The sequence below is a fragment of the Arthrobacter sp. efr-133-TYG-104 genome (genome assembly GCF_030208915.1).
In the GTDB taxonomy this organism is placed as follows: Bacteria; Actinomycetota; Actinomycetes; order Actinomycetales; family Micrococcaceae; genus Arthrobacter.
The window spans coordinates 207,106-221,753 of sequence record NZ_JARVTA010000001.1 but is presented as its reverse complement, the minus strand read 5'-3'; the positions used below and the strand labels follow the sequence as shown (position 1 = coordinate 221,753).

General features: G+C 61.9%; 14 protein-coding genes. 7 read left to right on the top strand and 7 right to left on the bottom strand.

Going from position 1 to position 14,648, the window contains the following annotated elements:
• Positions 1-231 precede the first annotated feature (231 nt).
• Positions 232-1,662 carry a flotillin family protein gene (locus QRN04_RS01035; RefSeq protein WP_284974287.1) on the top strand — a complete coding sequence of 477 codons (1,431 nt, stop codon included), beginning with the start codon at positions 232-234 and terminating at the stop codon, positions 1,660-1,662.
• Positions 1,655-1,891 carry an NfeD C-terminal domain-containing protein gene (locus tag QRN04_RS01030; protein WP_284974286.1) on the top strand — a complete coding sequence of 79 codons (237 nt, stop codon included), beginning with the start codon at positions 1,655-1,657 and terminating at the stop codon, positions 1,889-1,891. Before QRN04_RS01035 ends, QRN04_RS01030 begins: the two co-directional genes overlap by 8 nt.
• Before the next feature lie 23 nt (positions 1,892-1,914).
• Here the strand turns inward: QRN04_RS01030 and QRN04_RS01025 are convergent, their stop codons facing one another.
• The 3 genes from QRN04_RS01025 to QRN04_RS01015 all read right to left on the bottom strand — a co-directional run bounded on the left by QRN04_RS01025 (position 1,915) and on the right by QRN04_RS01015 (position 3,298).
• Positions 1,915-2,292, bottom strand: coding sequence for a hypothetical protein (locus QRN04_RS01025; RefSeq protein WP_284974285.1), 378 nt, complete (start codon positions 2,290-2,292; stop codon positions 1,915-1,917).
• Positions 2,289-2,684: a J domain-containing protein gene (locus QRN04_RS01020; protein ID WP_284974284.1), complete on the bottom strand. Its 396-nt coding sequence runs from the start codon at positions 2,682-2,684 to the stop codon at positions 2,289-2,291. The genes QRN04_RS01025 and QRN04_RS01020 overlap by 4 nt, the downstream gene beginning before the upstream one ends.
• Positions 2,685-2,875: 191 nt before the next feature.
• Entirely contained in the window at positions 2,876-3,298 is a 423-nt protein-coding gene (locus QRN04_RS01015) for an Hsp20/alpha crystallin family protein (protein ID WP_284974283.1), read from the bottom strand.
• Between the two features lie 145 nt (positions 3,299-3,443).
• Between QRN04_RS01015 and QRN04_RS01010 the strand changes: the two genes are divergently transcribed.
• Positions 3,444-3,845 carry a MerR family transcriptional regulator gene (locus QRN04_RS01010; RefSeq protein WP_284974282.1) on the top strand — a complete coding sequence of 134 codons (402 nt, stop codon included), beginning with the start codon at positions 3,444-3,446 and terminating at the stop codon, positions 3,843-3,845.
• A 673-nt stretch (positions 3,846-4,518) separates the two neighbouring features.
• On the opposite strand, the gene QRN04_RS01005 is transcribed toward QRN04_RS01010, so the two are convergent.
• On the bottom strand, positions 4,519-4,941 hold the full coding sequence (locus QRN04_RS01005) for a hypothetical protein (RefSeq protein WP_284974281.1): 423 nt from the start codon (positions 4,939-4,941) through the stop codon (positions 4,519-4,521).
• Positions 4,942-5,290: 349 nt separating this feature from the next.
• On the opposite strand from QRN04_RS01005, the gene QRN04_RS01000 reads away from it, so the two are divergent.
• Together QRN04_RS01000 and QRN04_RS00995 are read left to right on the top strand one after the other, a co-directional pair.
• Positions 5,291-5,842 (top strand): HNH endonuclease, encoded by a 552-nt coding sequence (locus QRN04_RS01000; RefSeq protein ID WP_284974280.1) that lies wholly within the window; start codon positions 5,291-5,293, stop codon positions 5,840-5,842.
• Positions 5,843-6,636: 794 nt separating this feature from the next.
• Positions 6,637-7,104 (top strand): HNH endonuclease family protein, encoded by a 468-nt coding sequence (locus tag QRN04_RS00995; RefSeq protein WP_284974279.1) that lies wholly within the window; start codon positions 6,637-6,639, stop codon positions 7,102-7,104.
• A gap of 258 nt (positions 7,105-7,362) precedes the next feature.
• Here the strand turns inward: QRN04_RS00995 and QRN04_RS00990 are convergent, their stop codons facing one another.
• Both QRN04_RS00990 and QRN04_RS00985 read right to left on the bottom strand, forming a co-directional pair.
• Entirely contained in the window at positions 7,363-7,941 is a 579-nt protein-coding gene (locus QRN04_RS00990; protein WP_284974278.1) for an Ltp family lipoprotein, read from the bottom strand.
• Between the two features lie 492 nt (positions 7,942-8,433).
• Positions 8,434-10,128 carry an FG-GAP-like repeat-containing protein gene (locus tag QRN04_RS00985; RefSeq protein ID WP_284974277.1) on the bottom strand — a complete coding sequence of 565 codons (1,695 nt, stop codon included), beginning with the start codon at positions 10,126-10,128 and terminating at the stop codon, positions 8,434-8,436.
• A gap of 348 nt (positions 10,129-10,476) precedes the next feature.
• Between QRN04_RS00985 and QRN04_RS00980 the strand changes: the two genes are divergently transcribed.
• Both QRN04_RS00980 and QRN04_RS00975 read left to right on the top strand, forming a co-directional pair.
• Complete coding sequence (locus tag QRN04_RS00980) at positions 10,477-11,643, top strand: glycosyltransferase family 4 protein (RefSeq protein ID WP_284974276.1); 1,167 nt, start codon at positions 10,477-10,479, stop codon at positions 11,641-11,643.
• Positions 11,640-13,022, top strand: coding sequence for a UDP-glucose dehydrogenase family protein (locus QRN04_RS00975; RefSeq protein ID WP_284974275.1), 1,383 nt, complete (start codon positions 11,640-11,642; stop codon positions 13,020-13,022). The genes QRN04_RS00980 and QRN04_RS00975 overlap by 4 nt, the downstream gene beginning before the upstream one ends.
• A gap of 294 nt (positions 13,023-13,316) precedes the next feature.
• Here QRN04_RS00975 and QRN04_RS00970 read toward each other — a convergent pair whose 3' ends face one another.
• Positions 13,317-14,579 carry an APC family permease gene (locus tag QRN04_RS00970; protein WP_284974274.1) on the bottom strand — a complete coding sequence of 421 codons (1,263 nt, stop codon included), beginning with the start codon at positions 14,577-14,579 and terminating at the stop codon, positions 13,317-13,319.
• Positions 14,580-14,648 lie beyond the last annotated feature (69 nt).

Here is a 14,648-nt window from a genome sequence, read left to right as displayed (position 1 = left end):
TAACAGAAAGTCGTACTAGCAGCTGGTGCAGCCGCCCTTCGAATTCATTCGACCGGCTGCACCAGCCTTCTTTTTGCCTTGTTGCAACAGCCTTCGGACGAACCGGCACAAATGACGCACAAACGTGCTGGACTTAGTAGCTCTCTCAGAACAAGACTGTGTACACGAGCAACCACTTGGCCTATGGGGGTCAACCAGTGTGGGCGGTTCACCTTCTGAAGGGACAGGTCGATGCAAGACCTTGCTGCATTCTTTCCACTGATCGCCATGATTCTCGGCGTCCTGTTTGTTATCGGTTTCGTGTGGGTGGCCACCAAGGCAATGTGGAAGGTAGCCGAGCCCAACGAGGCATTGATCATCTCGGGCCTGACGCACGGGACACTTGAAAACACGGATGGCATGGACTTCAAGATTGTCACCGGGAAGGGCGCACTGGTGGTTCCGGGACTTCAGACAGTGCGCACCCTCGCGCTGACGCTGAACGAGACAGAGCTCAAAGTTTCCTGTGTGACCTCCCAAGGCATCCAGGTGATCGTCGATGGCGTGGTGATCTACAAAATCGGTGATGCTCCACCGTTCATCGCCAACGCGGCGCGGCGGTTCCTCGGCCAGCAGCCCCGGATGGAAAGCCAGGTGTACAACGTCTTTGAAGGGCACCTGCGCTCGATCATCGGCAGCATGACCGTGGAGGAGATTATCCGGGAGCGGGACAAGCTTGCCTCTCTGGTCCGGAGCGCCAGCGGCGTGGAGATGGAAAAGCTCGGATTGGTGGTTGATTCCCTGCAAATCAAGGATTTGCAGGATCCCACCGGGTATATCCAAAACCTCGCCAAGCCGCACATTGCGCAGGTCAAGATGGAAGCCCGGATCGCCGAGGCCACCCGGAACCGCGAAGCTGCGGAGAAGGAGGCAGAAGCTGCGGCGCTGATCGCCGATGCCCAAAGCCTTTCGGCCATCAAGCAATCCGCGGCCCAGGCCAACGCCGAGCAGGCTCGCGCGAATGCAGCCCAGGCGGGTCCTTTGGCCGATGCCACCGCCCGCCAACAAGTGGTGGTCCAGGAAACGGAAGTGGCCAAACTCGAGGCCGACCGCGAAGAGCAGAAACTACAAACCACCATCCGCAAGCCCGCCGACGCGAAGGCCTACGCCCAGCGGACGGAAGCCGAAGCCAAAAAGGCGGCGGATATCAGTGCTGCGGAAGCACTTGCCAGGCGTACCGAGCTTGACGCCCAGGCCAATGCGCGGCGCGTTGAACTGGAAGCCCAGGCGAATGCAGGCGCGGCTGCGGCAATGGCTGGTGCCACTCGCCTGACCGGTGAAGCAGAGGCAGCGGCGACGACGGCGCGTGGCAACGCTGCCGCTTCGGCGGTGAAGGCCAAGGCACTGGCTGAAGCCGAGGGCATCAAGGCTCGTGGTGAAGCCTTGGGGACCAACCAGGATGCGGTGATCACCCAGCAGATCGCAGAAAATATGCCAGCGATCGTATCCGCCGCGGCCGAGCCTTTCTCACGCATTGGGCAGCTCACAGTGCTCAACGGCGGCGAGGGCCTGAACAGCATGGTGGGTGGAATCCTGTCGCAGGTCGGTAGCTTCCTGCCCTCGCTGGCGGCGTCGCTGCGCGGAAAGGAAGCGTCTCCGCCGTCGAAAGCTCCCAATGCATAAGGACGTTAACCGCAGCCTGACCGGAAAGATCGGCCGGGTGACCGGCGCCATCGCACCTGGCACCATAGGCGAGGTCATGCTCCCCTTCCAAGGAGGCACGAGTGCGTTCTTCGCCCACCCGTTCGACAAGACGAGTGTGTTCCCGGTGGGCGAGAAGGTGCTGGTGATCTACTACGAGCCGCCCCAGACGGTGTACGTGGATGAGTTGCCGGAGGTTTTAAGGGAGTAGGAGTTTCATCGACGGAGTGCAACTCATAGTTGTGGGCCGTAGATGAACTCCTTGGCATGGTTGACGGCCTTCTTGAAGGCATCGTTGCGCAGGGTCACGTGCTCTTGGCTTGCTCCGCCTTGGGGTTCCATGAATGTTGTGGGCCCGGGGCGGAGCATCCAGATATCCCCTGCGGGCGGAAGATAGAACACGCCAAACGATCGGTGTTCCGGGTCGTCCGCCCAGATCGGCACTACAGCCACCGCCGCACCCGTGTCCGGGTTGATCCATTGCGCCCGCGGCATGGGTTGCTCGTGGACCTCGGGATCCAGGAACGGCGCCGTCCCCCTCCCCCAGCGCTTCTCGAACCGTTCGTAAAACGCAGGAATGATGTGGCCGTCGTAGGGACGCCATGCGCTCATGAATGACTCCTTGGTGTTCGGGTGTTGTAAGACGGCGGAGCCCAACGCGGTGGGCCGAAGGATAGGGGCGGCTGGTCCGGATTGCCGGGGTCGGGAGGCGTTGTCCGGTGAACGCGAACCCTCACAGGCGTCCCTGCAGTCCGACCGGGCAGGCCAGAGCGCGCGAGATCGTAAGCCGCCCGCTTCCTCGGGTCCGACAAAACGCCGTACGCCTGCATGATGGCGTGCAATTCCTGGACGTCGGCCGCGGAAAGTGCGTCGCCGTCGTCGTCCGCTTGGCGTGTGTCCGGGTGGTGCGTGCGGAGCAGCGAGCGGTACGCGTGGGTGATCTGACGGGCGGTCGCGTCGGGGGCCACCTGCAGGATCGCGTAGTAATCGGGTTGGTTGCTCACTGTTGTTTCCGTGCGTTTGCTTCCGGTGCGGTACGGGTTTGGAGATGGCCCCCGGCGTGAGCCGAGGGCCATCCATCGGGAAGCAACGTCGGGGGCCGCGTTTTCTTTGCGCAAGATGCGCTGTGGGGTGGCACGAAGCCTGCGCCCAACTTTTCCGATGCGGTCGGTCCGATGCTCCCGGTCCTGCCGGACTAGGCGTTGATCTCCTGCCTTTGTCCGTTCGACGTGATTTCGATGCGCCGCGGCTTGGCCTTCTCTGCAACCGGGATGCGGAGGGTCAGCACGCCCGCGTCGTAGCTGGCCTTGACGCCGTCGGTATCCAGCGTGTCGCCCAGGATCAGTTGCCGGCTGAAGACGCCTTGGGGGCGTTCAGCGGCGATTAGTTCCGTGTTCTCGCCAGCTGGCGACTTGCGCTCCGCCTTGACCGTCAGGACGTTGCGTTCGACGTCGAGGTCGACGGAATCGGGGCTGACACCGGGCAGATCAAACGCGACAACGAATTCTTCGCCCTCCTGCCAAGCGTCCATGGGCATGCCCGCCGGGCGTGCTGTTGTGCCAAAAACCTGTTGGGCGAGCCGGTCGAAATCGCGGAACGGGTCAGTGCGCATCAGCATTTTGTTCTCACTCCTTTGATCGTGATGCTGATCTGTTGTTCGTACCAGTCTTCCGGATGGATCTGTATTGACTGGTATAGATTTTTTATAGCACTGGTGAGAGAGTGGTGCAAGTGGATTTTTGGAAGATTTTTGAGGGGGTTTGATGGCTGGTTCTGGCGGCTCAGGTGCAGTGGAGCACGACGGCGGGAGGGACGTTCGCGAACGGGACGCGATGGGCGTTTACGCCATTTCCGTTGCCGCGGAACTGGTCGGTACCGGGCAACAGAACATCCGGCAGTACGAACGCAAAGGTTTGCTCACTCCGGAAAGGACCGACGGCGGCACTCGCCGCTACAGCGAAACGGACCTGGCGACCTTGCGCCGAATCGGAGCGCTCCTGGACGAAGGGCTCAACCTGGCCGGGGTGAAACTCGTTCTCGAGCTGGAGGCGGAAAACCGCGGGCTGACCGAGGACAACCGGGGGTTGGCGGACGATAACCGCGAACTCCGGGCGGACAACAAGGGGCTGCGGAGGGATTTGAGGCGAGCGAGGGGTGGGGACTGAGGGTCAAGCAGGTGAGTTGCGCACATAGCGGAGAGGCCGGAATATGTTGAATCGCTGCGCAATATCTATCCGGCGCGCAGGCCCTCCATCTGATAGCCGGGAGTAGGGGCAACGCCGCGGGCGCCTCGATCGCCTGACGCAAGTCCTTCTCGGGAATCCCGTGAGGTTGTCAGAGGTGCGGCCTAAAGGGCCACCAGCGGCAGGCCTTTTTGCTCGACCTTGTGGATCATCATCTCGCTCCTCACAGGCGGCGTCGGCCTCATTTGGCTTGCCTGCAATTCCTTGAGTCCCAACCATTATTGGACGGCCTGACTAGCGTCGGGGCTTTGTCGTCTCGGGCCTGCTGACCGGTGTCGTCTGGCTCTCGGAGGGCCTGCCCTTTGTCGTGTTCACCGCGGGTTGCTCAGGCTCGCACACCCGCCGGTTCGGTGAGTGTGGCAGGGGTAGCCGTGGACGGCTCACTCACCTCTTGCGCCTGCGGAGACCCCCAGGTCTGGGCCTGGGGGTCTGCTATGTCCAGGGAGATCCCCACTAGACGTTGGCCACGGAGGACGGCGAATGTCACGCCTTATGGACCTGATCAGCTGCGCAACAGGCCCGCTGTCAGCCAGGGGCCTTGTTGGATCGCTTCCGTCAGGAGCTACTTGGCACAGATGCGCGGCAGGTCGGACCGCTACTGCCCAGGTTTCGTTACATGCGCGACGATTGTCTTGGACAATGGGACGCTTTCCCCGGCTTTCTCCAAGCTCGTAACTGTCCAGTTGGACAATAGGAACACGGAGTTACCGGTATCTGAGTTCCAGACAACATGCTTAAACCCGAGTGCTTGGAGTTCGTCACTGAGAGCCTGCGCGTTTTGGCCTGCAGCATCGGCGGGCAGGACCGCCGTGGCTACGGCAGGCGCTGCCGGGGCAGGTGCATCAGCAGGTGCCACTGTTTGGGTGACAGTTACTGTCGGCGCGGGAGCGGTGACGGTCTGAGTGGCGGTGACCGTCTGGGTGGCTGTTACGGTGGGGGCCGCCTGAGGACTTCCGCCACAACTGGCGAGTGCAATGGTCGATCCGGCAATTCCCAATGCCAAGACATATTTTTTCAAGCTGATTCCCCTAGTTACAGAACGAGTGATTGGTAGTGCGTGCAGGGACAGTGTTCCGATGCTGGGGATAGTTTCTCACTTTCTTGGTGATAAAGTCCTTAGGCTGCCACTGGGCCTACTGAGTGGCGTAGTCGCGAGACCAGAACCGTGACCGGCTACTGGCGCGATAACGTCTGGCACCACCCGGAGTTCCAGCCCGGTAAGACCGAATACCTATCAGGCACATATCAGATGAAGACAGCAAACGCCCGCTCGACCGTTTGTCGGCGGCACCGAGTAAACTGCTGTCAAACTTCAGAACAGCCCAGCGGGCTCGCCCGCTCGGTCAATAGCAGGGTAGGTATTGGGGATGTTACGCAAGGCCGATAACGTCAGACTTGGCCATCAGCGGGGCTTCTGGACCAGCAAAGGTGACGTCGTTATCACCGTCGGAAAGAAGCGCTACTCCATTGGCAAGGTCAAGGAAGAGATTTTCCTTGACCGCCTGAAGGCGCAGTTGGAATTCCCCATGTTTATAGCGAGCATCAACGGCCGCCGGTATTGGCAGTTTCGAAACAGATTTTACTGGGAGTCCGAAGGCCTTAACGCCAGTGAGGTTGAGGCGCTTTTGGTCATGCAGGAGCAACGTAAGAGGCGACAAATCGAAACGGCGCAGACAAACTATGCTTTGGGCTCTGCCCGACGCCTGTCCTCAGGCCGTAAAGCAATACCTGACGACGTAAAGGTATACGTCATGCGGCGCGACGCTGGATCGTGTCGGCATTGCGGATCCACAAGCGACCTTCAGTACGACCACATCATCCCGCTGGCAATGGGCGGGAGTAACAATGCTGAGAACCTGCAAATCCTGTGCGGACCCTGCAACCGCTCCAAGTCGGCAGGGCTAACTGTTCGCCGCTAAGCCGCAGCCTTCACTTGACACTCAAGGCCTTTCTCAAGGCCGCTGGGGCTGGTAGGTCCAGCCACAGCCGGGAACCATCCACACGGCAGGAGACTTGCAGGCTTTCCAGCCCTCCAAGGATGGGCGCAAGCGTCCGGCCTGCGTTTCCGAAAGATACCCCACCTTTCGAAAGTCGTCACGGACCACCGCCACGGCATTGGGATCGGCGCCGTTGCGCTTGTCTGGGACCAGAAACGCGAGGTGCGTATCGAGTGCATTACGTTCGCGCTCGCTCAGGTAATACCCCTGCCCGGCGCAGCGGCGTGGCGTCGTCCCGAGCTCTGGAAAAATCGCTGGCCTCCCGTAGTTCACCTTGTGGCGTTTGATCGTCTCCGGGCCACCGAGCCTAACGGAGACACGGGGAGTGCCTGGCCAGCCACACCAACAGCGTTAATCATCCCTGAGGGCCATTGCGCTATGGCTCCGTGGCCCAACGCCGGCTGCACACGAAAGCCCTAATAATGCGGCGGGTGGTTTTGGGCGCGATAAGCTGCCCTCCGCCCCTGAATCACGGGGAAAGACAGCACTCGTTAACGGACTCTACCGATAATAGGTGTGGAATGCAGAGAATTCCCCGGAGGCTTATTTGGCCAGGGCTAAGACCCTCGGTCAGTGCAAGGAACGCGCCTGCTAGGAACCCGCCGGGAAGCGGCTCCGGTGCCAACCGCACTACGACATCTGGTACTACAAGAACGAGAACCTAACGTTGCGCCTGGGGAACTTGTCGCACCTTCCAAGACGACGGCGGACGCCGAATGAAGCACGGAATCAAGGTGCTTTTCTTCTGCCGGTTACATGAGGTGGAGCATCCTCGGTGGACGCCGGACATTGAACACGCCAACCTCGTCAGGCTGGCCGCCAAGATCACACCGCTTAATGGATGCTGGATTGCCAGCGGTCCCGTTTTGGGCAAGAAGGGCGGGTACGTTGCTTTCATCCCGGAAGGAGCCAACACCGCCCAGTGGACATTGCATCGGGTGCCATGGAACTTGCTGGCGGGCGGCCCTAAGCCGGGCTACGAACTGGATCACATGGCCAAGGATTGCAATCCCTCATGCTGCAACCCGGCTCATTTGGAGCCGGGTAGGCGTGGCGAGAACGAGAAACTGAAGCGGCGCCGACGCGGCCCATCTATGAACTGGGCCGCTGCTGAGGCTCCCGCCGTAATGGTGTTCGCAAGGAAATACGGACTGCTGCTAGCTGTAAAAACCATGCCCGCGTAAAAACACCCCAGAATTGAGCGCCCGATGGGGCTGCATCCCAGTATTTGTGAGAATTCGCAGCGATCCGCCGCTTCCCAAAGCGTACGCGCAGAGGGCGCTATGACGACCGGGGGGCGAAGTTATTGGCCGTGGGTTACCCGCCCGCCCTTCCCGTCTTTGCTTCATAGCCATTGCGCACACTTCCCGAGAGCGATCCGACGGTTACATTGCACTCGGCAAGGGGCCCCCAAAAGGGAGCCCCTTCCACTTAGAGGGCTTCTAGCCCAGGTTATCGACCGCGTACTGCGCTTCCGCAGGGGTGAACTTCTCCCCGTACGCGCTGACGAGCTGGTCGTAGATCCCCGCCGGGGACATGGACATCGTCGTCTGGTAGCTCTTGGCCTTGGCCAGGGCGTTGGCGTTGTAGTCCGTCTTGAGGTTATCGACTGCATACTGTGCTGCCTCGGCCGAGAACTTTTCACCGTACGGCGAGGTGAGCTGGTCGTAGATGCCCTGCTTGCTCATGTGCATCGTCTTGGAGTAGGATCCCGCCTTGCTCAGCGCGGACTGGTACTCGGCCGGGACCTTCGGAGCCGGGGGAGCCGGGGGAGCCGGGGGCGGCGTCGGGGTGGGCGTCTTGGTCGGTGTCGGGACCGGTGCCGGGGTGGCCGCGGCGGCTACCGTAGGCGCCTTCGACGCAGTGGCCGACGTGGTGGCCGTCGGGGTGGAGGCGGCAACCGGCTGGCTGGAGTCCTTGTGGGACGTGCTTGAGATGATAATGATCAGGGCGATGATGCCGACGAGCCACCACCGCTTCTTCTTGAACCATGGACGGGATGCCTTTATTGAGTTCGACACGAATGTTCCCCTATTTTTTCTCTGCTGGAATTTCCTCCCCCATGCTAAAGGATTTATTGAATCTTCCACGGTTCCCCACGCGGTGCTTTTTCCTGATCCTGGCAAGCCTGTCATTGCAAGCAAAAATCAGCTTCCATGTTTCGTAAGCCATGGGATTTAAGACACCTTGTTTTGCTAGACACTAACAGCACACTCACAAGCCGGAGATGCGTCTCGATTGCATGTCTGACAAGTACCTGTTTAATTTGGCTGTAGCAGAACACTGTTGGTGAGACACATTTTAGGAGAGCAGACCCGTCGCTGACACCGCAGTAGATGAGGCGGTGGGTTCCACGCGTCCAGCTTGACGTGAAGTGTGCATGAGGCGTATCCGGGAAGCCCGGACTTGTGCACTACTCGCAAGTGGTAGACGACATCGGGCACACGCAGCTGGAGGTTCCGAAGAAGCGGCACAGCCACACGCCCTGACCCGGCTGTCGGCCTTACGGGCTGTCAAAGAATCGCCGTCATTCCGCCCCAGCCCGTACCAACTCGAGACGCCGTAGGCCACACTATTCCCCCGGTACCTGCGTACAGCCAGAGGTCGCCAGCAGAGTTTCGAGCGAGGATATCCGACTGACCATCGCCGTTAAAGTCGCCCGGTCCAACAAGAGAGTCCAGACCGTTCCAGGAACTCCCCGTCCAACGCTGCTGCAGCCAGCCTCCGGATCCGTTACCAGGGTAGAGCCACAGCAGACCTCCGCCGTCACGGGCAACGACGTCGGGCGCCCCGTCGCCGTTGAAGTCCCCGACGCCGGTGATCTCGGACATTCCGTTCCAGCCCGTACCGAACTGAATCGGCGGCAGCCAGCCACCATAGCCATTTCCCCGGTACACCCACAGCACACCGGAGGCGGTCCGGGCAGCGACATCGACAAACGTGTCGCCGTTGAAGTCACCAACGGACTCGATCGCGGTCATGCCCGCCCAACCAGTGCCGACCTGCACGCGAGGCATCCACCCGCCTGAGCCGTTGCCAGGGTAGAGCCACAGCAACCCACCTCCATCACGCGCGAGGACATCAGCGTTGCCGTCGCCGTTGAAGTCACCGGGTGCAACCAAAGCAGTCATGACATTCCAGCCTTGCCCAACCTGGACGCGAGGCAGCCAACCACCGGTGCCGTCACCCGGGTAGAGCCACAGCACTCCAGAAGCGTCCCGAGCCAAAACGTCAGCAAACCCATCGCCGTTGAAGTCGTTCTTGACTGGCCGCTCCACGGTTGCGTCAATGATTCCCACTGACGCCCGGCCGTAACTGACCACGTAGACCCTGTCGGTGGTGGTGTTGACGGCAGCGGCAACAGGCAAACTTCCCGTGTAGACGGCGTAATGGCTGTTGGTCCGTCCGTCGATGACAGTAGTTCCACCGTTGTACGTCGGCACGTAAATCTTGTTGTTAGTGTGATTTACCACCACCGCTTTGACCGTCGTATCGGTGGTTATTGTAGCGGTTTCTGCCTGGGTGACTCCGTCGAAGACGATTATCCCGCCGCTCGATGATGTTGAGTCTGTTGCGACATAGATTCGGTTGGTTGCCGGGTTCACGGCAACTATTCCGAGCCTCTTCGAAGAAGGGATGGTAGACGTTGTCGTGTCGCTGGTGCCATCGATGACCAGCAAGCTGGGACCATACCTGACGCTGGTTGTCGCGTAGACCTTATTCGTTGCCGGGTTGATTGCCAGAGCGAGGACGCCGGCCGCCCCAACGATGTGGTCCCCCACGACTGTACCGTTAGCCCCAATGACCTTGATGGATCCGCCGGATAAGACGTAGGCCTTGCCCGTTACGGGATTCACCACGATGTCCTGCGCACCCCCAGCCAGTGCAACGAACGAGGTGGCCAGGGTGGCACCGTTGATGATCGTCACGCCATCCTTGACTCCCACATAAATCTTGTTCGTCGACTCGTTTACCCTGAGGAGGTACGGTTCCGCGCCAACCGCCACGGACGTCATGGCGTTGGTCGCGGCGTCAACAGCCGTCACTTTGCCGCCGATCTCGCTCACGTAGATCTTGTTCGTCACGGTGTTGACGGCTACATCCACTGGCATATCGCCGGTGTTCAGGTAGCCGCCTCCTGCTACGCCGGAAATAACCGAAATACCCTCGAACGTAGCAACGTATGCTTTGTCGGTCACTGGGTTCACGGCGATAGCAGACGGCCGGTCCCCAATCGGAACGAAATGTGTCACCGCATCAGCCGCGGCCGGCGGTACCGGCCCACCAAAGGTTCCCACCAACAGACCCAAGGCCAGTCCGACGGCGAGAGCCCCCGCCGCCGCCCGGCGCCGCCGTCGTACTCCACCAAGCGCGCGCGAACTACCCCCAGCAGCAAACATGGCAAGACCCCCAGAGCTCACGACGCCCAGCACGTCGATTACCGGAAGTCTACGCGCGTGCTCGGACGAAGAGACCCCCACCTGTTAACCCACTCTTCCTCCACAGGCCACCCTCCCGCACCCGCCACGCCAACCGGTCGCACCACCGTTGAAGGCGTGAGGATCGCAATCGTCGCCGAATCATTCCTGCCACTGATGAATGGGGTAACCCACTCGATACTGCGGGTGCTGGAGCATCTGCAGGAGCGCGGGGATGAGGTGATGGTGATCGCGCCGTCGACGTCGGACACTGATGTTTCGAGCGTCGAGAAGGGTGCGTACGTGCACCGGCTTCCCTCGGTGCCGCTGGCCGGTTATACGAATGTGCGGGTTGCGCTGGGTGGTGTGAATCGGGTCAAGCGAATCCTTGCCGATTTCTCGCCCGACGTCGTGCATCTCGCCTCACCATTCGTCCTCGGCTGGCGCGCAGTGCAGGCCGCCCATCAACTCGGCATCCCGAGCGTGGCGATCTACCAAACCGAGGTTCCCAGCTACGCGGCCCGCTACGGCGTGCCATTCCTGGAGAACTGGGCCTGGAACCGTGTGGACAACATCCACCTCCTTGCCACCCGAACCCTGGTGCCGTCCACATTCGCGCTAAATCAGTTGCGCGGACGCGGCATCCTGCGCGTGGACATGTGGCGTCGCGGTGTGGATACCGCACGCTTCAACCCCGCGAAACGTTCGACGACGTGGCGCAGCTCAGTAGCGCCCCGCGGTCAACGGATCATCGGCTACGTCGGCCGGCTCGCCGTCGAAAAGCAGGTGGAGGACCTCGCAGTGCTGGCCGATCTGCCGAACACCAAGCTCGTGATCGTGGGCGACGGGCCGCAACGCTCGGCACTGGAGGCAGCGCTCCCTGACGCTGTGTTTATGGGATTCCTCGGCGGTGAGGCCCTGGCTGAGGCGGTGGCCTCCTTTGACCTTTTCGTCCATCCGGGCGAGTTCGAGACCTTCTGCCAAACCATCCAGGAGGCCATGGCATCAGGCGTTCCTGTGGTCGCGACAGGCCGCGGCGGCCCCCTGGACCTCGTCGAAAATTCGCGCACCGGGTGGCTGTACGAGCCCGGGAATCTCTGTCAGCTTCACGATTACGTACAGGACCTCATGGGCGACGACGCCAAGCGCCGAGCGTTCGCGACGGCCGCAGCCGCCTCGGTCCAGGGGCGGACGTGGCCTGTGCTGAGCGCCGACCTGGTCCGGCATTACGAAGAAGCCATAGCTACTTTCGCAGCCGAAGCCGACCCCACAGAACTTACCCCCAGCAAAGGACCCTCCTTATGAAGATTTCCGTGATTGGCTGCGGCTACCTCGGCGCCGTGCACGCCGCAACGCTCGCTTCCATGGGCCACACCGTGGTGGGGATCGATGTCGATTCCGCCAAGGTGGAACAGCTCAACAAGGCACTCGCACCTTTCCACGAACCCGGCCTGGACGAGTTGCTCCGGGATGGTCGCACTACGGGCAGGCTAGAGTTCACCACGGATTTCTCGTTGGCCGGCGATGCTGAGGTCCATTTCCTCTGCGTGGGCACCCCGCAGTCCAAGACCTCGGACACGGCGGACCTCTCCTATCTCGTCGGGGCTACTAGGAGCCTCTTGCCGCATTTGGCCGTGGGCTCCGCCGTCGTGGGAAAGTCAACGGTGCCGGTAGGCACTGTGGATAAGCTGCGCGATCTGCTGGCCAGGCGCTCGGACGTGCTGCTCGGCTGGAACCCTGAGTTCCTGCGGCAAGGCACCGCCGTCAAGGATTCCCTGGTTCCGGACCGGCTGGTTTACGGCGTTCCGGGCGGTAAGGGTGCCGCTGCCGGCGCCCCCATCACGGCCGTCTTGGATGCGGTGTACGAGCCACTGATTAGCGCCGGCATCCCGCGATTGGTGTGCAACTTCGCGACGGCGGAACTGATCAAATCGGCGTCGAACGCTTTCTTGGCCACCAAGGTCAGTTTCATCAATGCGATGGCTGAGCTGTGCGACGCGTCGGGCGCGGACGTGAGTGAGCTGAGCGAGGCGATGGGGCTTGACCCGCGCATCGGGAACCGGTACCTGCACGCCGGTCTCGGATTCGGCGGCGGGTGCCTGCCTAAGGACATCCGTTCGTTCCGGGCCCAAGCGCGCGAGCTCTCGGTGCCGTCCGTGGATGAATGGATGGCGTTGGTTGATTCGGTGAACCTCGATCAACGGTCACGAACCGTGGAAATCGCCCGCGACATGTGCCGCGGATTCCTGTCCGGACGCACCGTGGCGGTCCTCGGCGCCGCATTCAAACCGGACACCGACGATATCCGGGATTCGCCCGCGCTCGACGTCGCCCAACAACTCGCCGCCGCTGGCGCGCACGTCACCGTCACGGACCCCAAAGCCATCAACAACGCCTGGATCCGTTACCCGCAGCTCCGCTTCGAGGCCTCCACCAAACGCGCCCTCGAAGGCGCCGAACTGGTGCTGCTGCTCACCGAATGGAGCGAATACGCCGCCCTGTCGCCTTCTGAGGCTGGGGCGCTCGTACGACGTCGAATGGTGCTGGATGCACGCAACGTCCTGGACGCTGAGGCTTGGCGAAATGCGGGGTGGACGGTTCGCGCGTTAGGCGCGGGTAGCGGTGTGCTCGAGGAACGTGCGCCAGCGGCGCGGAGTGTGGAGAAGCGGGCTGCGCGGGCCTAGCGGGTTTGTCACACTAAATTCAAAGCGGACTTTTCCTTGGCCCGGCACAGCGACCACCTAGGGACGCGCCGTGAGGAACCAGTTCCTCCGAAATTCCACCTAGATTCCTTTCGAGGAACACCTAGTCCGCCTTTTTCAACCCCTAGTGCCCAAAACGGCGCATAGTCTCCTGTTGTGCCTCCGGGACGGGTTCCCGGTGTCCGGCGGGAATCCCCACCCGTCCTGATGTGGAGGCACTACGGCACGGCTCCACCCACCTACCCCCAGGTGGAGTCGTGCCCATAAACCGTTCACTCAGTCACGGACAGCCGAAAGTTTGAGCCGCACGAACCGGTAGAGAATGCCCACAAGGAACATCAGGACACCCAGCGCGGCGGATAGGGGCGGCAGTGTTGCAACCAGAAGCACGCACGCTAGCGCGCCCGCCACCTGCAGCGCCTTGGGATAGCGCCGGTCCTCGCGCGGTTGGGTGAACGCTGCCACGTTAGCCACCAAGTAGTACAGCAGCACCCCGAACGAGGAGAACCCGATGGCCCCGCGAAGATCCGCCACAGAGATGATCACGCAGATGGCCACGGCGATCACGGTCTCCGCTCTGTGTGGCACCTTGTAGCGCGGGTGGACCGCGGCGAGCCAATTGGGGAGGTCGTGCTCGCGCGCCATGGCGAGACTGGTCCGGCCGAGGCCCGCGATCAGCGCCAGGAGAGCCCCGAGCGATGCCACCGCAGCTCCGACGCGGACCACGGGCGCGGCCCACCTCAGCGTCCCATTGTCGACGGCGGCCGCGAGCGGAGTCGCGTTGGCCGCCACGCCGTCGGGCCCTAATGCTGCCAAAACGGTCACCGAGACGACGGTGTACACCACGATCGTGATCCCCAAAGCAATGCCGATGGCCCGCGGAATCGTGCGGCGCGGATCCCGCACTTCTTCGCCCATGGTCGCGATCCGCGCATACCCTGCGAAGGCGAAGAACAGCAGCCCACCGGATTGCAGGATCCCGTACAAGCCGTGGGCCAGCAGCCCCTCCCCCGCGATATTGCCGAACTGCGGCCCGGAACTACCCCACACCGCAGCAACTGTGATGGCAACCGCAGCCAGAACGGCCATCACCAAAATCCGGGTCAGGCCCGCCGTCCGAGTCACACCGTGATAGTTCACAGCGGTCAGAATCACGACGGCGGCTATCGCCACTGGGCGCTCCCACCCTTGCGGGGCTGCATAGGCGGCGAAGGTTATGGCCATGGCTGCTGCACTGGCTGTTTTGCCGATCACGAATCCCCAACCGGCTAGAAACCCGGGCCACTGGCCCAGTCGCTCGCGGCCGTACACGTAGGTGCCGCCCGACGTCGGATACGCGGCGGCCAGTTGAGCGGAGGATGTGGCATTGCAGAACGCGACGAAAGCTGCCACCACGAGGCCAATGAGGACGCCTGATCCTGCGGCTGCCGCGGCCGGCGTGAATGCGGCGAACACTCCTGCGCCGATCATGGAACCGAGGCCGATGAGGGAGGCATCGAAGGTGCCGAGTCGTCGGGCCAAAGCCGGGGAACTGCTCACGAATATCCTTCAGGCATCGAAGTATCAGGGCTGATGACGCACCGCGATCATCAGGGCTTAGTCCGAGCG